This window comes from Crossiella sp. CA198 (genome assembly GCF_052078295.1).
Classification (GTDB): domain Bacteria; phylum Actinomycetota; class Actinomycetes; order Mycobacteriales; family Pseudonocardiaceae; genus Crossiella.
In genome coordinates this window covers 199,525-218,516 of sequence record NZ_JBQJIM010000002.1, presented here as the reverse complement: position 1 = coordinate 218,516, position 18,992 = coordinate 199,525, and the positions used below count along the sequence as shown (strand labels likewise).

The 18,992-nt window shown below is 71.4% G+C and carries 22 protein-coding genes; 15 read left to right on the top strand and 7 right to left on the bottom strand.

Translation table 11 applies throughout. From position 1 onward, the window contains the following. Positions 1-140: 140 nt before the first annotated feature. From ACTOWY_RS03560 to ACTOWY_RS03550, 3 genes are all read right to left on the bottom strand, one after another. The gene (locus tag ACTOWY_RS03560) at positions 141-557 is read right to left on the bottom strand and encodes a Fur family transcriptional regulator (RefSeq protein ID WP_441308157.1); all 417 of its coding nucleotides are present in this window, start codon (positions 555-557) and stop codon (positions 141-143) included. Continuing rightward, complete coding sequence (locus ACTOWY_RS03555; RefSeq protein WP_246493137.1) at positions 554-898, bottom strand: ArsR/SmtB family transcription factor; 345 nt, start codon at positions 896-898, stop codon at positions 554-556. The genes ACTOWY_RS03560 and ACTOWY_RS03555 overlap by 4 nt, the downstream gene beginning before the upstream one ends. Before the next feature lie 131 nt (positions 899-1,029). After that, positions 1,030-1,245, bottom strand: coding sequence for a DUF6703 family protein (locus ACTOWY_RS03550; protein ID WP_441308156.1), 216 nt, complete (start codon positions 1,243-1,245; stop codon positions 1,030-1,032). Between the two features lie 145 nt (positions 1,246-1,390). Between ACTOWY_RS03550 and ACTOWY_RS03545 the strand changes: the two genes are divergently transcribed. Beyond that, positions 1,391-1,774, top strand: coding sequence for an antibiotic biosynthesis monooxygenase family protein (locus tag ACTOWY_RS03545; RefSeq protein WP_441308155.1), 384 nt, complete (start codon positions 1,391-1,393; stop codon positions 1,772-1,774). Positions 1,775-1,814: 40 nt separating this feature from the next. Here ACTOWY_RS03545 and ACTOWY_RS03540 read toward each other — a convergent pair whose 3' ends face one another. Continuing rightward, entirely contained in the window at positions 1,815-2,150 is a 336-nt protein-coding gene (locus tag ACTOWY_RS03540; protein ID WP_441308154.1) for a hypothetical protein, read from the bottom strand. A gap of 192 nt (positions 2,151-2,342) precedes the next feature. Between ACTOWY_RS03540 and ACTOWY_RS03535 the strand changes: the two genes are divergently transcribed. The 5 genes from ACTOWY_RS03535 to ACTOWY_RS03515 all read left to right on the top strand — a co-directional run bounded on the left by ACTOWY_RS03535 (position 2,343) and on the right by ACTOWY_RS03515 (position 9,051). Continuing rightward, a complete protein-coding gene (locus ACTOWY_RS03535) occupies positions 2,343-3,608 on the top strand; it encodes a hypothetical protein (RefSeq protein WP_441308153.1) in 1,266 nt (421 codons plus the stop codon). A 284-nt stretch (positions 3,609-3,892) separates the two neighbouring features. Next, the gene (locus tag ACTOWY_RS03530; RefSeq protein ID WP_441308152.1) at positions 3,893-4,606 is read left to right on the top strand and encodes a class F sortase; all 714 of its coding nucleotides are present in this window, start codon (positions 3,893-3,895) and stop codon (positions 4,604-4,606) included. Positions 4,607-4,640: 34 nt separating this feature from the next. After that, on the top strand, positions 4,641-6,104 hold the full coding sequence (locus tag ACTOWY_RS03525; protein ID WP_441308151.1) for an FAD-binding protein: 1,464 nt from the start codon (positions 4,641-4,643) through the stop codon (positions 6,102-6,104). A 296-nt stretch (positions 6,105-6,400) separates the two neighbouring features. Then, positions 6,401-6,820, top strand: coding sequence for an acyl-CoA thioesterase (locus ACTOWY_RS03520; RefSeq protein WP_441308150.1), 420 nt, complete (start codon positions 6,401-6,403; stop codon positions 6,818-6,820). Between the two features lie 845 nt (positions 6,821-7,665). Then, the gene (locus ACTOWY_RS03515) at positions 7,666-9,051 is read left to right on the top strand and encodes a glycine--tRNA ligase (RefSeq protein ID WP_247797745.1); all 1,386 of its coding nucleotides are present in this window, start codon (positions 7,666-7,668) and stop codon (positions 9,049-9,051) included. A gap of 26 nt (positions 9,052-9,077) precedes the next feature. Here ACTOWY_RS03515 and ACTOWY_RS03510 read toward each other — a convergent pair whose 3' ends face one another. After that, a complete protein-coding gene (locus ACTOWY_RS03510; RefSeq protein ID WP_441308149.1) occupies positions 9,078-9,980 on the bottom strand; it encodes a hypothetical protein in 903 nt (300 codons plus the stop codon). Between the two features lie 126 nt (positions 9,981-10,106). Then, on the bottom strand, positions 10,107-10,835 hold the full coding sequence (locus ACTOWY_RS03505) for a Type 1 glutamine amidotransferase-like domain-containing protein (protein WP_441308148.1): 729 nt from the start codon (positions 10,833-10,835) through the stop codon (positions 10,107-10,109). 41 nt (positions 10,836-10,876) lie between these two features. Between ACTOWY_RS03505 and ACTOWY_RS03500 the strand changes: the two genes are divergently transcribed. The 9 genes from ACTOWY_RS03500 (at position 10,877) to ACTOWY_RS03460 (ending at position 18,056) form a co-directional block, all read left to right on the top strand. After that, positions 10,877-11,344 carry a MarR family winged helix-turn-helix transcriptional regulator gene (locus ACTOWY_RS03500; protein WP_441308147.1) on the top strand — a complete coding sequence of 156 codons (468 nt, stop codon included), beginning with the start codon at positions 10,877-10,879 and terminating at the stop codon, positions 11,342-11,344. Positions 11,345-11,412: 68 nt separating this feature from the next. Beyond that, positions 11,413-12,345, top strand: coding sequence for an ABC transporter ATP-binding protein (locus ACTOWY_RS03495; protein ID WP_441308146.1), 933 nt, complete (start codon positions 11,413-11,415; stop codon positions 12,343-12,345). After that, positions 12,342-13,079 (top strand): ABC transporter permease, encoded by a 738-nt coding sequence (locus ACTOWY_RS03490; RefSeq protein ID WP_441308145.1) that lies wholly within the window; start codon positions 12,342-12,344, stop codon positions 13,077-13,079. The genes ACTOWY_RS03495 and ACTOWY_RS03490 overlap by 4 nt, the downstream gene beginning before the upstream one ends. Before the next feature lie 20 nt (positions 13,080-13,099). Continuing rightward, entirely contained in the window at positions 13,100-14,185 is a 1,086-nt protein-coding gene (locus tag ACTOWY_RS03485; RefSeq protein WP_441308144.1) for a sensor histidine kinase, read from the top strand. Beyond that, a complete protein-coding gene (locus tag ACTOWY_RS03480) occupies positions 14,182-14,787 on the top strand; it encodes a response regulator transcription factor (protein WP_441308143.1) in 606 nt (201 codons plus the stop codon). The genes ACTOWY_RS03485 and ACTOWY_RS03480 overlap by 4 nt, the downstream gene beginning before the upstream one ends. Before the next feature lie 357 nt (positions 14,788-15,144). Then, entirely contained in the window at positions 15,145-15,828 is a 684-nt protein-coding gene (locus ACTOWY_RS03475) for a YdcF family protein (protein ID WP_441308142.1), read from the top strand. After that, on the top strand, positions 15,815-17,083 hold the full coding sequence (locus ACTOWY_RS03470; protein WP_441308141.1) for a deoxyguanosinetriphosphate triphosphohydrolase: 1,269 nt from the start codon (positions 15,815-15,817) through the stop codon (positions 17,081-17,083). The genes ACTOWY_RS03475 and ACTOWY_RS03470 overlap by 14 nt, the downstream gene beginning before the upstream one ends. 43 nt (positions 17,084-17,126) lie before the next feature. Continuing rightward, positions 17,127-17,336 carry a hypothetical protein gene (locus tag ACTOWY_RS03465; protein WP_441308140.1) on the top strand — a complete coding sequence of 70 codons (210 nt, stop codon included), beginning with the start codon at positions 17,127-17,129 and terminating at the stop codon, positions 17,334-17,336. A gap of 96 nt (positions 17,337-17,432) precedes the next feature. Further along, entirely contained in the window at positions 17,433-18,056 is a 624-nt protein-coding gene (locus tag ACTOWY_RS03460; protein ID WP_441308139.1) for a carboxymuconolactone decarboxylase family protein, read from the top strand. Here ACTOWY_RS03460 and ACTOWY_RS03455 read toward each other — a convergent pair. Then, complete coding sequence (locus ACTOWY_RS03455; RefSeq protein WP_441308138.1) at positions 18,037-18,963, bottom strand: sigma-70 family RNA polymerase sigma factor; 927 nt, start codon at positions 18,961-18,963, stop codon at positions 18,037-18,039. The two genes, ACTOWY_RS03460 and ACTOWY_RS03455, sit on opposite strands and share 20 nt — an antisense overlap. Positions 18,964-18,992: the final 29 nt, after the last annotated feature.

Here is an 18,992-nt window from a genome sequence, read left to right as displayed (position 1 = left end):
GGGACAGCACAGTCCCGGGTACGGCCCGCCTGGTCAGCACGCTCGGCCCCCGCACAACGCCCAGCCCGCCGCTCCCCGGACCGTCCAGCCCCTGGGGCCCCTCTCCAGCCCCCGGACCGTCCAGCCTCGGTGTGGGCGACTCAGGCCCTGGTGCAGTCGGCGCAGGTGCCGAAGATCTCCACGGTGTGGCTGACCTCGCCGAACCCATGTTCGGCCGCCACCCGCTCGGTCCACTTCTCCACATCCGGCCCCTCCACCTCCACGGTGCGGCCGCAGCGGCGGCACACCAGGTGGTGATGGTGGTGCTGGGAACAACGCCGGTAGATCGCCTCGCCCGAGTCGGTGCGCAGCACATCCAGCTCGCCGACCTCGGCCAGGCTCTGCAACGTGCGGTAGACCGTGGTCAGCCCGATGCCCTCACCGCGCCTGCGCAGCTCCTCGTGGATCTCCTGGGCCGACCGGAACTCGTCCACCTGGTCCAGCAGCTTCGACACCGCGGCCCGCTGCCGGGTCGAGCGCAGTCCGGGCACCGCGGCCGGTCGTTCGCTCACTGTCACTGCCCCTCCTCGACGTGCGCGACCGCGTCCACCACGATGTGCGAGAGATGCTCGTCCACCAGGCGGTACACCACTTCCCGGCCGTGCCGCTCCCCACGTACGACCCCGGCGGACTTGAGCACCCGCAGATGCTGACTGATCAACGGCTGGGCCACGCCCAGGGCGTCGACCAGTTCGTGCACGCACCGTTCCGAGGCCCGCAGCTGCAACACGATGGCGATCCGGACCGGCGCGGCCAGCGCGCGCAGCAGGTCACCGGCCATGGCCAGCACGTCACCCGAACGTTGCGGGGCGGGCGGCACCGGCGCACGGTCGGGGGAGTGCACATGGTCATCGGCCAGCGGCGCGATCTCCCTGTTCACGATGTGCGCTCCTCTCACCGCCCGGCGCCGGGGCACGCAGCTACGTGCCCGTGAACGACCGAGGCTACCCGTCATCCTAGGCAACCCGGTTACCGATCAGTTCGCCACACCTAGCGGAAAAGCGAAACGATCACCCCAACCAGGATGGCCAGCACCACGATCCGCAACACCCGGTCCGGCGTCCGCAACCGGGGCCAGGTGCTGACCACCATGGCCAGCACGAACAACCCCAGCGCGGCCAGCAACACCGCCCCGATCACCCCGCCGACGATGACTCCCGCCGCGAACACCGCCGCCACCACCAGGAACACCACCGGTGGCGGCACGGACCTACGCGGCCGGGACCCACCCGGCGCCGACCTGTGCGGCCCGGCGCCGGAGGACCGGCCAGGCTGAGACTGCGACCCGCTCACAGTCCTTTCCTACACCCAGCCCGCCAACGGCTCACCGGCGGCGTCTACGGTCCGTGGTGTGCTGCTCGTCTGCCGGTTCGCCGTACCCGAGGCCGAGGTCGAGGACTTCCTGGCCAGGGCCAAACACGCCCTGGAACTGCTCACCGCGGGCCCGCACTGCCGCCGCGGCAGGCTGAGCCGGGCCACCGACGAGGCGGACCGCTGGGTGCTGATCGCCGAATTCGACTCGGTCCCCGCCTACCGCAGGGCCCTGTCCCCGTTCGAGGTCCGCGAACACGTCATCCCCCTGCTCTCCCAGGCATTGGCGGACGAGCCCGCGGCCTACGAGGAGCTGTGGGACGTCACCGGTGGCATCGCCGAACGCCGCGACAGCCTGGTCGCCAAGGACGCGGGCACGGTCCGCCTGGGCGAGGCAGGCGGCCCGGCAACCCCCCGCCACTAGTCTCGCCCCGGCCCCGGTCGCCGTCCCGCGTTGTCGTGGCTCAGGCCGCGTGGTCGCAGGTCACGCAGGAGCAGTCCGCGCACGTGCAGTTGGCACAGGCGTCCGAACAACCCGCGCAGTCGCACCGGGCGTGGTTGCAGGTCGCGCAGCTGCAGTCGGCGCACTGGCACAACGCGCAGGAGTCCGTGCAGTTCGCGCACTGGCACCGCGCGCACTCGTCGTAGTGCACCCCGTCCTCGGTCCGGTGCTCCCGGTGCACGTGCCCGTCGTGCAGGTAGTCGACGTGGTCGCCGTGCACCACCGCGTCGTGCCCGCAACCGGGACCGTGGGTGTGCCGGTGCGTTTCGGCGGGCTGGTGCTCAAGGGTGCTGGTCATGGTGTGTCGCCTTTCTGGACTCGATGACCAACCGATACTCATATGCGCACCTGTGCATTGCTCACCGAGTGGCCGGCTCTGCCCTGAAAGGGTGAACTTGCCCCTTTTTTCACAAGCCCTTCCTTAGTGCTGAGCACCTCTGGCACAGTGCTCAACACACCTCTGATGGGTGATTCTCATGGGGGAGCACTCATGTCTGTCCGACCGCCCTGCCCAGGGACCCGCCCGGTCATCAGCCACGCCACCACCGGCGTCGCCGTGCTCGTGACCGCCACCGCGCTGCTGCTGGCCACTCCCGGCGCCGCCCTCGCGGACCCGGTTGACGAACACACCGGCCCCTTGGCGCACGCCCTGGTCCTGGCCGGACAGGGCGCGGCCCTCACCCCGTCCCCGTCGCTGAGCAAGCTGCTGCGCTCCCCGCTCACCCCCGGCGACACCGTCGAGGCCGGCGACCGCCTCAGCCTGCCGGACCCCCAGACCGAGAGCCGCTTCCGCCTGGGCGCGGGCACCGCCGCCGCACACAAGGACACCCCGCCACCGGGAGTTCCCGCAGGCCAGGCCCGCTACCGCGCCGAAGCCACCCTCCGCGCCAACCACGCCCCCACCGCCAAGATCACCGGCGACCTGGGCGTCACCACCACCGACCACGGCCAGCTGGTCTACCTGCAGAACGCGGTCAGCGAGGCGAGCTGCGCCACCCCGACCACCCTGACCAGCACCACCACCGCCGACGGCCTGTGGCTGCGCTACGCCGACGGCCAGCTCCGCAAGGTCAACCTCCCCACCGGCGCCGAGCCCCTCACCAGCCCCAACGTGCCCACCGGCCGCAGCACCGACGCGGGCGAGATCGTCTCCGACATCACCATCCGCCGCGTCACCAAACTCACCGACCTGGTCACCCAGACCGCCCTCACCAGCCGGGGCGTGGAGGCCGTCGCAGGCTGGCGGGTCGACGTCCTCGACTACCGCGCCCCCGACAGCAAAACCCCCGCCAACGGCAACGGCACCCCCAGCGGCACCAGTTCCGCCGACAACAAGAGCGCCCCTGGCGGCACCAACTCCACCGACGGCCAGCGCGCCCCCGGCGGCAACACCCCCGCCGACGGCAAGGGCCCCGTCCTGGCCGACAACACCTTCGTCCTGGGCGCCGCCCTGTGCACCACCGCCAAGGACTTCACCCCCAAACCCGAGCCCACCGCGACCACCACCAGCACCCCCACCGTCCCGGTCAAGATCCCGGCAGGCCCCCAGGCCAACCCCGCCGACCACCTCGACCAGCACCCCCAGGCCACCCCCGGCGCCACCACCGGAACCGGCCCGGACACCCTCCCCCTGGCCCTGCTCGGCCTGGCCCTGCTCGCCACCACCGGCGCCGCCGTGATCCTGCGCCGCCGCACCACCCCCGCTCTCGCCCGCAGCCAACGCGCCACCAGCGTCCGCCGCGGCCACGAGGACTGACCCAGATGTGGTCGAGGTCGGACCCTGAGCCGGGCCTACCCCCGACCCACCCGCCAGGCGAGGAGAAGACCACCCCGCCATCCCAAGCCGCCACCTCGCCCTTGACGACCAGCAGGTCAGCGACCACTGGCACGTCGGCGACCACCAGCAGATCGGCGATCAGCAGCAGATCGGCGACCACCGGCACGTCGGCGACCACCACCACTACGTCGGCGACCACCACTACGTCGGCGGTCAGCAACACACCGGCGGACGCCGCACCGGCCACCCCGGCGGCACCCGCCATGAACCTCGAGCCCGCCAACGGGGAGAAGTCGCGGCCTCCTCGCAGGCGACTCGTGATCGGTGCGGTCGTGCTCACGGCACTCGCCGTGGGCGCGACCGTCGCCTTCGCCGCCGCCTTCCGGGGGCCCACCCCCCACCCCCTCCCCACCGCCCCCGCTCCGGATCTTGTGCTGCCGCTGGCGACGTCGCGGAGCAGCACAGCGCCGGGGACCGTCAGCAGCGCGCCGACGACGGTCACCACGCCGCCGCCGGGGCAACGGCCGGGCACCATCCGGCTCGCCGCAGGCGGCAGCGCGCGGCTGGTACGCCGGGAGATCACTCCCGACGGCACCCTGCCCATCCCGGACAGCCTCGACGAGGCCGCCTGGTGGGGCGTCGGCCTGGGCGCGCCGAACGGGGCCGCGGTGCTGTCCGGCCACGTCAACTGGCGTGGCCGCACCGGACCGTTCGACGAGCTGTGGCGAGCCGAACGCGGTCAGCCGGTGACGATCGCCGACGCCGCGGGCCTGCGCTGGACCTACCGCGTCACCGAGATCCTCACCCTGCACAAGGACGAACTGCCCCGGCACGCCGAACGGCTGTTCAACGCGCGCGGACCGCACCGGGTCGTGCTCGTCACCTGTGGCGGGGACTTCGTCGGCGGCACCGACGGCTACCGCGACAATCGCATCGTGGTGGCCGAACCCGTGTCGCCACAGGCACACCTCAACTGAGCCGGCAGCCACCGGCCGGAAAGCCGAGACGTCCATGAGCGTGGCCCAACCCGCGACGGCGACCCAGCCCGACCAGGCCGCTGCTCCGCCCCCGGCCTGGCTGGCCGAGCTGGAACAACGCGCCACCCACTGGTCCGGTGACCTCACCGTCGACCCGGCTGCCCGCGAGGCCGCGGCCACCGACGCGGGCAACCTCGACCACCGGCGCCCCGCCGCGGTGTTCCGCGCCGGCACCGCCGAGGCTGTGGCGGAACTGTTGCGGCACACCGGTGCGCGCGGCATCCCGGTCGCGGTCCGCGGCGCGGGTCACTGCCTGTCCGGGCACGCCCTCACCGACGGCGTGGTGCTCACCCTCGTCGGCGGCCTCGGCCGGATCGGCGAGGTCGACACCGAGGGCGTCATCCAGGTCGGCGCCGCGGCCATGCTCGCCGACCTCGACGCCGCGGCCTTCGCCACGGGCCACCGCCCGGCCGCCGGCCTGCCCGACTACCACGGGTTGACCGTCGGCGGCGTGCTCGCGGTCGGCGGCATCTCCGCGTGGTGGCGCGAAGGCACCCTGGCCGACCGGGTCCGCCGCCTCCGGGTGGTCACCGGCCGCGGCGAGATCCTGCTCGCCTCGGCCACCGAACACCGCGACCTGTTCGAGGCCGCGCTGGCCGGACTCGGCGCCGTCGGTGTGATCACCGACGCCTGGCTCGAACTGACCCCGGCCCAGCCGCGCGTGCAACTGGACCTGCTGGACTACGCCGACGCCGCGAGCGCCTTCACCGCCATGGACTGCCTCATGGACAACGAGGCCGCCGACGAGGTCTACCTGTGGGTCCAACGACCCGGCACCGGCGGCAGGCCCGGCGCGACCTTCCAGGTGCACGCCTACCAGCACACCGACCGCCACGAGACACAGCCGCTGCCGGTGGAACCGGAACCGGAGCATCGCCTGACGCAGTTGGTGACCTACCCCGAACGCAGTCGGATGATCACCGAGATGTTCGACAGTTTCCGCACCTCACTTTCCTGGGACGACACCACAAAACTCTGGGACGACGTGCTGCTGTCCGGCCAGCACGCCGAGCACTACCTGACCCGCCGGGTCGCCGCGTTCACCCCGGCGGACTGGGCCACCGAGATCCCGCAGTTCGTGCTCGCCTTTCCACACCGCAGGTCCGCCTTCACCCGCCCGGCCTTCGCCGTGCCCGCAGGTGACAGCGACCGGATCGTGCTGGTCGACACCCTCCGCGACCGCGGCCTGCCCGGTGCCGACCCGTCCTGGACCGCCACCGTGCGCGGCAGCAGGCGGGGCGCGCATGAACAGGCGCGCGCCGACGGGGGTGTGGCCTACCCGATCTGGGGTTGCTGGGACGGGGTGTGGCCGCATGCGGCGCGGCTCGGCGAGCACTGGCGGGACTTCGCGGAGACGGTCGCGCGGTACAACCCGCACCTGCAGCTCAACCAGGGGACGGGGCTGCCCGCGGCGATCCGGGCTGAACTGCGGCGTTGAGGCGGACCTCGGCTGTCGGGGCGGCGGATGAGGAGGAGGGGACAGAGGGCCGCGGACGTTGAAGCACGGCTGGCGTGTGCGAGCGAAGGAAGAGCCGGTTCTGGGGATGGACTTGGTGAGCGGGATCGGTCCGAGGGTGAGGCCTCGCCGGGTGAGTTGGGCGGGTGAGTTGGGCCGGTGTGGTCAGGGATCGCCGGGGCGAGGTGGACAGGTGGGCTTGGCCGGTTGGTGGGCGAGTGAGTGTCGGGGGTGAGGGTTAGCGTGCGCGCCAGTCGGAGCTGGCGTGGGGAGTGGTTATGGGGCATGGGTTTCGGGTTGGGATCGGGGTCCGGGCTTATGAGCTGGACTCGTTGGGGCACGTGAACGGGGCGGTGTACTTGCAGTACGCCGAGCACGTGCGGTGGGAATGTTTGCGGGCGGCGGGGATCGGCCTGGAAGCGTTGCGGGAGTTGGGGGTCGCGCCGGTGCGGATCGAGGAGACCATTCGGTATCACCGGGAACTGCGGGCGGGCGACCAGGTTGAGTTGGACTGCGTGTTCGAGTGGGGCGAGGGGAAGATTTTCCGGGTGCGGCAGGAGGTTCGGCGCGGAGAGGAACTCGTTGCCGAGGTGCTGAATGTGGGTGGGGTGCTGGATTTGGGGACCCGGCGGCTGGTGGCGGATCCGGGGGCTGTGTTCCGGGGGCTGGCTGTGCGGCCTGAGTTGGTTGGGTTGTAAGGGATTCGGGGGTGTTCGGGGGCTGGTTTTCGTGGAGGGGCGGCGGCCGGGGCGGTCGCTGGAGTCGGGTTCTGGTGACGTGGTTGGTTGAGGGGTTGGCTGGAGTGACGGGCCTTCGGCTGAGGCAGGGCCGGAGCGGGCGCTCGGCTTGGGGCTCTTGTGACTGTGTGTGGGGGCGCTTGATGCCGGGTGGTCCCGGTGGGGCGCGGAGCGGCTGGGCGGGAGCGGTCTTGGGTTGGGGGTGGTTTGGGGTAGAGGGAGGGTGGCCCGAGGGGAGAAGGGCGATTGGGGGACCGGGGATTTCGTGAGCCGGGGCCGGAGCTGGGGTGGCCGGAGCCAGAGGCTGGGGCTGGGGCTGGGGCTGGGGCAAGCCTGGCCAGGGAGATGAGCTGTGGGTGAGGGCTCTTGGTGTGGCGGGGTGGACCGGGCCGAAGGTATGGCGGGGCTGGGGGAGCTGGGGCGGAGAGCTTGGCGGGACTGGGCGGAGGGCTTGGTGGGGGGGAGAGGTTGGCGATGACCGTGGGTTTGCGGGCCGTGCTGTGGGGCTGGGGGTGAGGACTGGGCTTGCTGGGGGTGAGGACTGGGCTTGCTGGGGGTGCCGTGGTGGTGTGGGACGGATGGAGTTGTGGGGGTTTGGCGGGGCGGGTGGCCTTGGGGCGGGGGCGAGGGTGTGGCGGATTGAGGTTGGGGGATGGCGCGGGGTGGTGGGGGTGGGTTTGGTGGGGTGAGGAGGGCTGGGGCGGGGTGGAAATGGGGGGTGGTGGAACGCGGTTGTCGGGGGCGAAAAGGCGGTCGCTACCCTTGCAGCCTCCCGCTGAATGCCTATGACCTGCTCTGGAGTGTCCGTGTCGGCCGATCGGATTGATACCGTCGTCAACCTCTGCAAGCGCCGAGGGTTCGTCTACCCCTGCGGGGAGATCTACGGCGGTACCAGGTCGGCCTGGGACTACGGGCCGCTCGGCGTGGAGTTGAAGGACAACATCAAGCGCCAGTGGTGGAAGTTCATGGTGCAGGGCCGGGAGGACGTCGTCGGGCTGGACTCCTCGGTGATCCTGCCCCGTGAGGTGTGGAAGGCATCCGGGCACGTCAACGCCTTCCACGACCCGCTGGTGGAGTGCACCTCCTGCCACAAGCGGTTCCGGGCGGACCAGCTCGCCGAGGAATACGCCGAGCGCACCGGCAAGCCCACCACCGAGGACGACATCACCGACGTCCCGTGCCCGAACTGCGGCACCCGCGGCCAGTACACCGCGCCCCGCGAGTTCAACATGATGCTCAAGACCCACCTCGGCCCCGTGGAGACCGAGGAAGGCCTGCACTACCTGCGCCCGGAGACCGCGCAGGGCATCTTCATCAACTTCCTCAACGTGCAGACCACCTCGCGCAAGAAGCCGCCGTTCGGCATCGGCCAGATCGGCAAGTCCTTCCGCAACGAGATCACGCCCGGCAACTTCATCTTCCGGACCCGTGAGTTCGAGCAGATGGAGATGGAGTTCTTCGTCGAGCCCGGCACCGACGAGGAATGGCACCAGTACTGGATCGACGAGCGCACCCGCTGGTACACCGAGCTGGGCATCGCCAAGGACAACCTGCGGATCTATGACCACCCGCAGGAGAAGCTGTCCCACTACTCCAAGCGCACCGCCGACATCGAGTACCGGTTCCAGTTCGCCGGTCAGGAGTGGGGCGAGCTGGAGGGCATCGCCAACCGCACCGACTTCGACCTGGGCACCCACAGCAACCACTCGGGTGTGGACCTGTCCTACTTCGACCAGGCCACCAACTCCCGCTACCGGCCGTTCGTGATCGAGCCCGCCGCCGGTGTCGGCCGCCCGATGATGGCCTTCCTGCTGGAGGCCTACCACGAGGACGAGGCCCCCAACGCCAAGGGCGGCGTGGACAAGCGGGTCGTGCTCAAGCTGGACCGCAGGCTCGCGCCGGTCAAGGCCGCCGTGCTGCCGCTGTCCCGCAACGCCGACCTCTCGCCCAAGGCCCGTGACCTGGCCACCGCGCTGCGCCGGAACTGGAACATCGACTTCGACGACGCGGGCGCCATCGGCCGCCGCTACCGCCGCCAGGACGAGATCGGCACCCCGTTCTGCGTCACCGTCGACTTCGACACCCTCACCGACCACGCGGTGACCGTGCGCGAGCGCGACACCATGAGCCAGGAGCGGATCTCGATCGACCAGATCGAGTCCTACCTGGCCGCGCGGCTCATCGGCTGCTGAGGTCACGACTCCCACTCCTTCCCGGCTCAGCTCGCGATCACACCCGGTCGCGGGCTGAGCCGCGCCAGGGAATACGCCATCCGCAGTTCCTCGGCCACCGCCTCGGGCGCCTCGGCCAATTGCTCCACCGGCGTGCGCACCACGTGCACACCCGCGTTCGCCAACGGATCAGGACCCTCCGGACGCCGGTTGACCAGCCAGAGCCAGGCCAAGGCCACCTGGTCCCACCAGGCATCGGCAATGCCGAGCAGCTGACGGCCGTCCGAGGTGATCCGCCTGCGCCAGGTCGGCGGCGGCAACTCGGCCAGCGCCACGATCCGCCGCGCCCGCGCCTGCTGGATGTCCGCCACCTTGAGCGGCAACTTGTTCAGCGCCTCGCGCACCGCCGGACGACCCCGCTGCGGCGACTCGTCCAGCTCCGCCCACAGCTCTGCCGGGGGCACCCCGCCCTGGCCACAGGCCAGGTGCAGCAGCGTGGCCAACTCGGTCGGGCCCCGGGTGCGGCGGGCCGCGTCCAAGGTCGCCCTGGCCACCGACGCCACCGGGAAACCCCGGGACATCGTCCATTTCGGCAGCACCCGCAACCGGTCCACGTGCAACGACCGGACCGGGGTGAGCCGGGGGTTCGCGAACGGGACCAGCAGGTGGACCGTGCCGTCCAGCCCCGGTATCGGAATGCCGTGCAGCTGCAGGGCGTCATAGCCGGTGATCACGGCGTTCGGTTCGGCGTAGCGCAAGGCCGCGCGCAGGAAACCGGCCCTGGTGGGGCGATTCCCGGTGAGCAGCACGACACCCGGCAACGCCTCCCGCCAGGAACTCACCAGCTTGCCGGGCACGCCCAGCCGGTACAGCTCGGAGGTGCGGGCCACCTGGTGCGGGAACATCGCGGCCAGGCGGTCAAGGCGGACCGGGACGAGGGTTGTGGTCATGGGGCCAGCCTGCTCCGGCGGCTGGGAGGGGGCCAGCGGCGTCGGAGCGGGCTGTGGACAAGTGGTCGATTGTGGATAGGTCGCGATCTTGAAGTGGTGGTGTGGCCGGGGATGTGGTAGTGGGGGTCAGAGGCGGCGGACGTCCAGGGCGTGCTCCACCGCCGTGCCCTCGTCCTCGCGTCGCACCAGGTAGACACCGGCGTTCTTGCGTTCGGCGAGCGCCTCGACCGGTTCGGTGCCGTGGTAGAGCAACCCGGTTCCGTCATCGGTGCAATAGGTGTCCGGGATGACCCCGTTGGCCACCGCACCCAGCACCGCGGGCCGCCGCGCTGCCTCGGAGTCGAAGTGCACCCCGTTGCCAAAGGGCAGGAAACCCAGCCCGTCAGTGACGATCCGCAGCTCCGGCCCGAAGGAATCGGTCGGCCCGCCCACATGCCAGCACAACGAGCCCGCGCTCACCCCGGTCAGCACCACCCCGCGCAGCCACGCCTCCCGCAGCACCGAATCCAGCCCGTGCACCCGCCACACCGCGAGCAGGTTCGCCACCGAACCCCCGCCCACCCACACCACATCGCAGGACAGCACGTAGTCGAGCAGATCCGCCGTCGGCGGCATCGGGAACAGGTTCAGGTGCACCACCTCGACCCCGGCGATCTCCCCGGCCTCGGCGAAGGTCGCGTTGAACCCCCGCTGATCACCCAGCGCCGTGCCGATGTGACACAACTTCGGGCGCCTGCCCGCAACCCCGGCCAGCTCCACCGCGTAGGTCAACAGCGGCGCGAACTCCAGATCGGTGCGGTGGCCACGGCGCAGACCACCCGAGGTGGCCAGGATCGTCGGTTGCTCAGCAGGCATGGTTCGATCGTGCCATCCCCGCTGACGGTTAGGGTCCGGACATGAACGAGCCCCGCTGGCTGTCCGAGGCCGAGCTGCGGATGTGGATCACTTTTGTCGAGGCCACCCATCTCCTGGAACGCAGACTGGAACACCAGCTCCAGACCGACGGCGGGCTCTCCCACGCCCAGTACGACGTGCTCTCCACCTTGTCCGCGGCCCCCGGCCGACGCATGCGGATGACCGAACTGGCCGGCCGCACCGTGGTCTCCAAAAGCGGTCTCACCTACCAGGTCAGCCGCCTGGAGAAGACCGGGCTGGTGCGCCGGGAATCCTGTGCCACCGACGAACGCGGCGTGGTCGCGGTGCTCACCGACACCGGGCAACGGCTGCTCGACAAGATCGCCCCCGGCCACGTCGACACCGTCCGGGACTACCTCATCGACCTCATGACCCCCGAACAACGGGCCGTGGTCGAGGAGGTCATGACCGCCGTGCGCGAACGCGTCCGCACGGACGAGCACCCCTGACAGATGTCATGGCCGGGCCGTGACGAGCGGCCTGCGTCCCGGCCCCGCGCGGGCGGCACCGTAGTGGCATGTCCACACCAACCCTGCCCGGCGCCGAGCGAGAGATCGCCGCCTGCGCCGCGATCAGCCTCCGCGGCCTGCGCAAACACTTCGGACCGGTCCGCGCCGTGGACGGCGTCGACCTGACCGTGACCCCCGGCGAGGTGCTTGCCCTGCTCGGCCCCAACGGCGCAGGCAAGTCCACCACCGTCGACCTGGTCCTCGGCCTGACCCGCCCCGACGCCGGCCAGGTGCACGTCTTCGGCAAGCGCCCCGACCAGGCCGTCCGCGACGGCGTCATCGGCGCCATGCTCCAGGGCGGGGCGCTGATCGAGGACGCCACCGTCGGCGAACTCGTCCGCATGGTCGCCGCCCTGCATCGCCGCCCCCAGGCCGCCGCCATCGCACTGGCCAAAGCCGGCGTGGCCGATCTGGTCAAACGTCGCTGCAAGAAGCTCTCCGGCGGCCAGCGGCAACGCGTCCGCTTCGCCATCGCCCTGGTCAGCGACCCCGACCTGCTGATCCTGGACGAACCCACCGCGGCCATGGACGTGGAGACCCGGCGGCACTTCTGGCACAACATCCGCGAACTCACCGCCACCGGCAAAACCGTCCTGTTCGCCACCCACTACCTCGAAGAGGCCGAGAGCTACGCCGACCGGGTCGTGCTCATGCGCGCCGGAGCGGTCGTCGCCGACGGCACCGTCGCCCAGATCCGGGCCACCGCCGCCGGGCGGACCCTGCGCGCCGTGCTCCCTGGGAGTGATCACGGCTCGCTCGTGCTGCTGCCCGGTGTCACCCAGGCCGACCTGCGCGGCGAGCACGCCACCCTCGCGTCCACCGACTCCGACGCCACCCTGCGCGCCGTGCTCGACCGCTACCCCGGCGCCCGCGACATCGAGATCACCACCGTCGGCCTGGAAGACGCCTTCCTCGCGCTGACCAGCCAGGAGGACAAGTGAACCCGACCTACCTCTTCATCGAGGTCAAGCTCATCGTCCGGCAGTTCGCCTTCCTCTTCTTCACCATCGTGGTGCCCACCGCGATGTTCCTGATCTTCTCCGGCATCTTCGGCGGCAGCACCGCCACCTTCCGCAACGGCACCCCGGTCACCGCCGCCACCATGGTCAGCATGGCCAGCTTCGCCGCCATGTCCGCCGCACTGGTCACCGGCGGCCGGATCGCGCTGGAACGCCAGATCGCCTGGCACCGGCAGCTCCGGCTCACCCCGCTCAGCGGCGGCGGCTACCTGCTGGCCAAGGGGCTCATCGCGGTCCTGGTCGCCATCCCGGCGATGCTCGGCGTGCTCGCGGTCGGGGTCATCGTGCGCCAGATCGACCTCAGCCTGGCGCAGTGGGCCATGCTGATCGCCGGACTCGTGCTCGGCTCGGTGCCGTTCGCGCTCCTGGGCATGGCCATCGGCCAGCTCGCCAGCGCCGAATCCGCCCAGGCGGTCACGCCCGCGGTGATGATGGCGCTGGCCATGGTCGGCGGGCTCATGGTGCCGGTGGAGATCATGCCCGACTGGGTCGGCGACATCGCCCGTGCGCTGCCCAGCTTCTGGTTCCGGGAGAACGGGATCCGGGTGATCGCCGAAGGCACGGTCAGCCTGCCCGCGATCGCCGTGCTCAGCGGCGTGACCCTGGTCCTCGGCCTGTTCGTGGCCAGGCGGTACCGGCTCAGCGCCGGCCGCTGACCTTGCCTACGGTGAACGCCATGACCACCAGAGCCGGACCCAGGATGCGTTCCTGGGAGCTGTTCGCCGGCTTCTTCCTGCTGTTCCTGTTCTTCCCGGTCTACTACCTGCTCGTCGCCGGTCACCCGGTGCTGTGGAAGATCGCCGGACTGGCCGGGATCGGGGTCATCGGCGTCACCTACCTGGTGGTGCCACCGCGGTTGTTCGAGGCGCCGATGTGGCAGCGGATCGCGCTCGTGCTCGGCCAGGCCGTGCTGATCACGCTGATCACGCTGGCCTTCGGGGTGGAGTTCCTCAGCCTGTTCGTCTACCTCGCCGCCACCGCGGCGATCCTGCTGCCGGTCTGGCTGGCCGTGCTGGTGCCGGTCGTGCCCAGCATCGTCGCGGTGCGTGCCGTGCTCGACGGCGGGCCGTTCTGGCTGGCCTGGATCATCCTGGCCATGCTGCTGAGCACCTTCAGCGTGCTCGGCGTGGCCGAGCTGATCCGCGGCAACATCAAGCTGTACCGGGAACAGGAGCAGGCCGCGCTGCTCGCCGTCGCCGAGGAACGCGCCCGGCTCGCCCGCGATCTGCACGACGTGCTCGGGCACAGCCTGACCACCATCACCCTCAAGGCGGGGCTGGCCAGGCGGCTGCTGGAAGCCGGACAGCGGGAGGCGGCGATCACCGAGGTCAGCGATGTCGAAGCGCTGTCCAGGGCCGCGCTCACCGACGTCCGCGCCACCGTCTCCGGCTATCGGGAAGCCTCCCTGGCCGCGGAACTGGCCGGGGCGCGGGTGGCGTTGCAGGCCGCCGGGATCACCGCCGACCTGCCGCATGCCGTGGACAACGTCGCACCGCGGCACCAGCCGGTCTTCGCCTACGTGCTGCGCGAGGCGGTCACCAACGTGCTCCGGCACAGTGGCGCGACCCGTTGCGAGGTGCGCTTCGGGTTGTCCTGGCTGGAGGTCGCCGACGACGGCGCGCCCCAGGACAACGCCGGCCGCACCGGCACCGGGCTCACCGGCCTGACCGAACGACTCGCCGCCGTCGGCGGCACCCTGGCGGCCGGGCCACTGCCCGCCGGCGGATTCCGGCTGCGCGCGGAGATCGGGGACGACGAGTGATCCGGGTACTGCTCGCCGACGACCAGGCCCTGGTCCGTGGGGCACTGGCCGCGCTGCTCGGACTGGAGGCCGACATCCAGGTCGTCGCGCAGGTCGGCTCGGGGGACGAGGTGCTCGCCGCGGCCCTCGAACACCGGCCGGACGTGGCGTTGCTGGACGTGCAGATGCCTGGCAAGGACGGACTGGCCGCCGCGGCCGAACTGCGCGACGCCCTGCCAGGGTGCCGGGTGCTGATCCTGACCACCTTCGGCAGGCCGGGATATCTGGCCAGGGCGATGAGCGCGGGTGCGGCCGGGTTCGTGGTCAAGGACGCCCCGCCGGAACAGCTCGTCGACGCGGTGCGGCGGGTGCACGCGGGACTGCGCGTGGTCGATCCGGGGCTGGCCGCGGAATCGCTGTCCAGCGGGGCCAGTCCGTTGAGCGGGCGGGAACGGGAGGTGCTGGCGGCCGCACGGGACGGCGGCACCGTGGCCGACCTGGCCAGGGCGGTGCACCTGTCGGAGGGGACCGTGCGCAATCACCTGTCGGCGGCGATGGGCAAGACCGGCGCGCGCACCAGGGCCGAGGCCGTGCGCATCGCCGACGACCGCGGCTGGCTGTGAGCTGCGCGGTGGCCGGGATCAGGTGACCGGCCGCCGCGAGGGCTGATCGGCGGTGGTGAGCGGTGCCGGCCGAGGCGAGGCGGTCCTGCCCGATGTTCGGGGCTCCGGCTCGGCCTGATCAGTGCCGACCGCGATCTGTTGATCATGCTTAGGTCGGTACCGCCGGTACGAACCCAATCCCAGGTCCCCTCGACCGGGTATTCCACGCCCCCGCCACACCCGGCCAACCGGCCCGGCGCACAACACGTGCGCGCGGGGAAACCCCCCGATTTCCATTTTACCGGTGGGGGCCGACAAAACGGGAATTCGGCGGTGACCGGAACTCGATCTTGGCCGAGTTCGTGACAGCATTGCGGCATGACTGGACACGCACCCACCACCGGCCGGCGGGCGACGGCACGGCTGTTGCGGCGCGTGCTGGCCGGGATTGTGCTGCTGCCCTTGCTGATCGTCGGTGGCACCGCCTTCCGGGTGTGGCAGGTCGCTCGGCTGGACGACCGGTCCACCGCGGACATCGCCGTGGTGCTGGGCGCCGCGCAGTACGGCGGGCGGCCCTCCGATGTGCTGGAGGCGCGGCTGGCGCATGCCCAGCAGCTCTTCGAGCGTGGGGTGGCCAGGACCGTGGTGACCGTGGGCGGGCGCGGGCTTGGCGACACCTACACCGAGGCCGAGGCGGGGCAGCGGTGGCTGGTGGGCGATGAGACCAAGTCCGGCACGGCGAAGAAGGCCATTCCCAAGGACAAGGTGGTCGCGGTCAACGAGGGCGCCGACACCCTCGGCAGCCTGCAGGCCGTGGCCAGGGAGGCGGAGAAACGCGGCTGGCACAGCGCGGTCATCGTCAGCGATCCCTGGCACTCGTTGCGGGCCCGCACCATGGCCGGGGACACCGGGCTCGCCGCCTGGGCCTCGCCGACCCGGCGCGGACCCATCGTGCAGACCAGGGAGACCCAGCTGCGCTACATCCTGCGGGAGACCGCGGGCGTGCTCTACTACCGGCTCACCCACACCTCCACCCACCTGGCTGACAATGGTCTCGGCTGAACCGCATGGCTACTCCGCGCACGACACCGCGCGGCTGCTGCCCGAACCCGCCAAGCACGGCGCACTGGCCGAAGCCGAGACCGAAGCCCGCACGCCCTTCGCCCGGGACCGGGCCCGGGTGCTGCACTCGGCCGCACTGCGCCGCCTGGCCGGCAAGACCCAGGTGGTCGGGCCAGGGGAGGGGGATGTGCCGCGCACCCGGCTCACCCATTCCCTGGAGGTCGCCCAGATCGGGCGGGGCATCGGCGGGGAACTGGGCTGCGATCCCGACATCGTCGACCTAGCCGGACTGGCCCACGACATCGGCCACCCGCCGTTCGGGCACAACGGCGAACGCGCCCTCAACGCGCTGGCCGGGCCCTGCGGCGGGTTCGAGGGCAACGCGCAAACCCTGCGCATCCTCACCCGGCTCGAACCCAAGGCACTGGGACCGGACGGGCGCCAGTACGGGCTCAACCTGACCAGGGCCGCGCTGGACGCCGCGACCAAATACCCGTGGCCGAGGCGGGAAGGCACCGTCAAGTTCGGGGTCTACGCCGACGACCTCCCGGTCTTCGGCTGGCTCCGGCAGGGCGCCCCAGCCGACGCGCGATGCCTGGAAGCCCAGGTGATGGACTGGTCCGACGACGTCGCCTACTCGGTGCACGACGTGGAGGACGGGGTGCTCGCCGGACGCATCTCGCTGCGCGCGCTGGGCAGTCCGGCCGAACGGCACGTCATCGCCGCGCTGGCCGCCGCGCACTTCAGCCACGAACCCGTGGAGGCGATCGAGGCCGCCGCCGACGGACTGCTGCGGTTGCCCGCGGTGGCCCTGCTCGCCCGGCACGACTACGACGGCACCCTGGCCGACCAGGTCGCGCTGAAACAGCTCACCAGCGAACTGGTCGGGCGCTTCGCCTCCGCCGCGGTCACCGGCACCCGCAAGGCCCACGGCGCCGGGCCACTGCGTCGCTACGAGGCCGACCTGGTCGTGCTGCCGCCGGTCGCCGCCGAGGTCGCCCTGCTCAAGGCGGTCGCGCTGCGATACGTGATGAGCGATCCGGAACGGCTGGCCGTGCAGATCCGGCAACGGGAGCTGATCACCCAGCTCACCGAGGCGTTGTGCCTGCGCGCGCCGGAGGCACTCGACCCCGCGTTCCGGCCCGCGTGGTCGGCCGCCGGGGACGACGCGGAGCGGCTGCGGGTGGTCATCGACCAGGTCGCGCTGCTCACCGACGCGCAGGCGGTGAGCTGGCACCGGCGGCTGGCCACCTGAACGGCGTCAACCTACGTTGACGATTTCTGGTTTACTCGAGGTCATGGGACTTCGAGAGCTAGTGCGTGCGGTGTTCCGGCCATTACGGCGCAAGGTGCCCGCCGGCGCCCCGCCCCGGCGTCGGGACGATCCGGGTGGCGCCGGGGTGCGCGAGCCCCGGCGGCCGCATCCGCCCGGCCCGCTCAGCGGCGCCGCCGCGGCTGAGCCGCCCGCGCCCGCGCAGCACGTGACGCTGCCCGACCCGCGGCGCTGACCAGTGGCGGACCGCCGTTGACCGGCGGTTTGTCACAGCGGGAGCGGGCTGGTCGTCCACCGTGGGTCAGCGTCACCGACCCACGGGGAGATCGCCATGCCACGCATTCCCGCCCGCACCGTCGACCAGGCAGGCTGGCTCATCCGGCGCATGTACGGCTACGCGAAACGGCGCTTCGGCGCGGTGCCCGAGCCGTTCGCGGTCCTGGCCCACCACCGGGGCCTGATGATCGCGGCCGCCCTCGCCGAGACCGCGGTGGAGCGCGCCGCCAAGCACCTGCCGGACAACCTGGCCGACCTGGTGGTCTACCGGGTCGCCACCGAACTCGGCTGTTCCTGGTGCGTGGACTTCGGCACCATGCTGCAGCGGCACAAGGGCCTGGACATCGAGCGGCTCCAGGAGATCCACGCCTACGCCGACTCGCCGCGGTTCACCGAGACCGAGAAACTCGCCATCGGCTACGCCGACGCGATCACCGCCACGCCGGTGCGGGTCACCGACGAGCAGGTCGCCGAACTCCGGGAACGCCTGGGGGACAAGGGATTGGTCGAACTCACATACCTGATCACGGTGGAGAACCAGCGGGCCCGGTTCAACGACGCGCTCGGCATCGTCGATCAGGGCTTCACCTCCGGCGAGGCCTGCCGGGTGCCGCTGCCGGTCGCCAGGCCCGCCGCCACGCCGGTCACCCCGGCCGAGGTCACCAAGGAACGTTCGTGAGCTTCTCCGGGTTCACCACGTCATAGATCGCCACGATCCGCCCGTCCCGGACCGCCAGCGTGACCACGCGGCGGTCCACCGGGCGGTGCTCGTCGTCGCCGTCGGTCTGGGCCAGGAAGCCCAGGTCGCCGTTGACCAGCATCGGGGTCATGCCGGTGAACACCGAGTCCGCCCCGTACTTGTTCAGCAGGCCGAAGGCGAAGCGGGCGACCTTGTCCGCACCGAACACCGGCCGCCGCGCGGTGCTCGCCTTGCCACCGGAATCGCCGATGACCACCACGTCCGGGTGCAGCACCTTCAGCAACTCGTCCATATCGCCGCTGGCCAGCGCCGCGGTGAACCGTTCGAGCACCGCCCGCTGCTCGGCCAGCTCGATCCGTGGCGGCGCGTCCGCCTCGCTCACCGCGCGCCGTGCCCGGGAAGCCAGCTGCCTGGCCGCCGCCGGAGTCGTGCCCAGCACGGTGGCGATCTCCGGGAACGGCACCCCGCACGCGTCGTGCAGCACGAACGCCACCCGCTGCTCCGGGCTCAGCTCGTGCAGCACCACCATGGCCGCCATCCGCACGCCGTCCTCGCGCACCGCGACGTCGAGGGGATCCTCACTCGGCTGGGTGGTCAGCGGCCGCACCACCGGCTCCGGCAGCCAGGAACCGACGTAGCGCTCCCGCTGGGCGCTGGCCGACTTGAGCCGGTCCAGGCAGATCCGCCCCACCACCGTGGTCAGCCAGCCCCGCAGATCGCGGATCTCCGCCCGGGCCGCGGTGCTCTGCCCGGCCAGTCGCAGCCAGGCGTCCTGCACCGCGTCCTCGGCGTCGGCCCTGGTCCCGGTGATGCGGTAGGCGACCCCGATGAGGTGCCCGCGGTGCTCGCTGAACACCGTGGCCAGGGTCTCGTCGCTGACGGTCACACGTCCATCCTGACGTACTCCTAGACTTG

Coding starts and splice junctions, on each gene's coding strand:
- ACTOWY_RS03540 (WP_441308154.1), bottom strand. CDS start 2,150: ATGACCAGCACCCTTGAGCACCAGCCCGCCGAAACGCACCGGCACACC.
- ACTOWY_RS03535 (WP_441308153.1), top strand. CDS start 2,343: ATGTCTGTCCGACCGCCCTGCCCAGGGACCCGCCCGGTCATCAGCCAC.
- ACTOWY_RS03530 (WP_441308152.1), top strand. CDS start 3,893: ATGAACCTCGAGCCCGCCAACGGGGAGAAGTCGCGGCCTCCTCGCAGG.
- ACTOWY_RS03525 (WP_441308151.1), top strand. CDS start 4,641: ATGAGCGTGGCCCAACCCGCGACGGCGACCCAGCCCGACCAGGCCGCT.
- ACTOWY_RS03520 (WP_441308150.1), top strand. CDS start 6,401: ATGGGGCATGGGTTTCGGGTTGGGATCGGGGTCCGGGCTTATGAGCTG.
- ACTOWY_RS03510 (WP_441308149.1), bottom strand. CDS start 9,980: ATGACCACAACCCTCGTCCCGGTCCGCCTTGACCGCCTGGCCGCGATG.
- ACTOWY_RS03505 (WP_441308148.1), bottom strand. CDS start 10,835: ATGCCTGCTGAGCAACCGACGATCCTGGCCACCTCGGGTGGTCTGCGC.
- ACTOWY_RS03500 (WP_441308147.1), top strand. CDS start 10,877: ATGAACGAGCCCCGCTGGCTGTCCGAGGCCGAGCTGCGGATGTGGATC.
- ACTOWY_RS03495 (WP_441308146.1), top strand. CDS start 11,413: ATGTCCACACCAACCCTGCCCGGCGCCGAGCGAGAGATCGCCGCCTGC.
- ACTOWY_RS03485 (WP_441308144.1), top strand. CDS start 13,100: ATGACCACCAGAGCCGGACCCAGGATGCGTTCCTGGGAGCTGTTCGCC.
- ACTOWY_RS03475 (WP_441308142.1), top strand. CDS start 15,145: ATGACTGGACACGCACCCACCACCGGCCGGCGGGCGACGGCACGGCTG.
- ACTOWY_RS03470 (WP_441308141.1), top strand. CDS start 15,815: ATGGTCTCGGCTGAACCGCATGGCTACTCCGCGCACGACACCGCGCGG.
- ACTOWY_RS03465 (WP_441308140.1), top strand. CDS start 17,127: ATGGGACTTCGAGAGCTAGTGCGTGCGGTGTTCCGGCCATTACGGCGC.
- ACTOWY_RS03460 (WP_441308139.1), top strand. CDS start 17,433: ATGCCACGCATTCCCGCCCGCACCGTCGACCAGGCAGGCTGGCTCATC.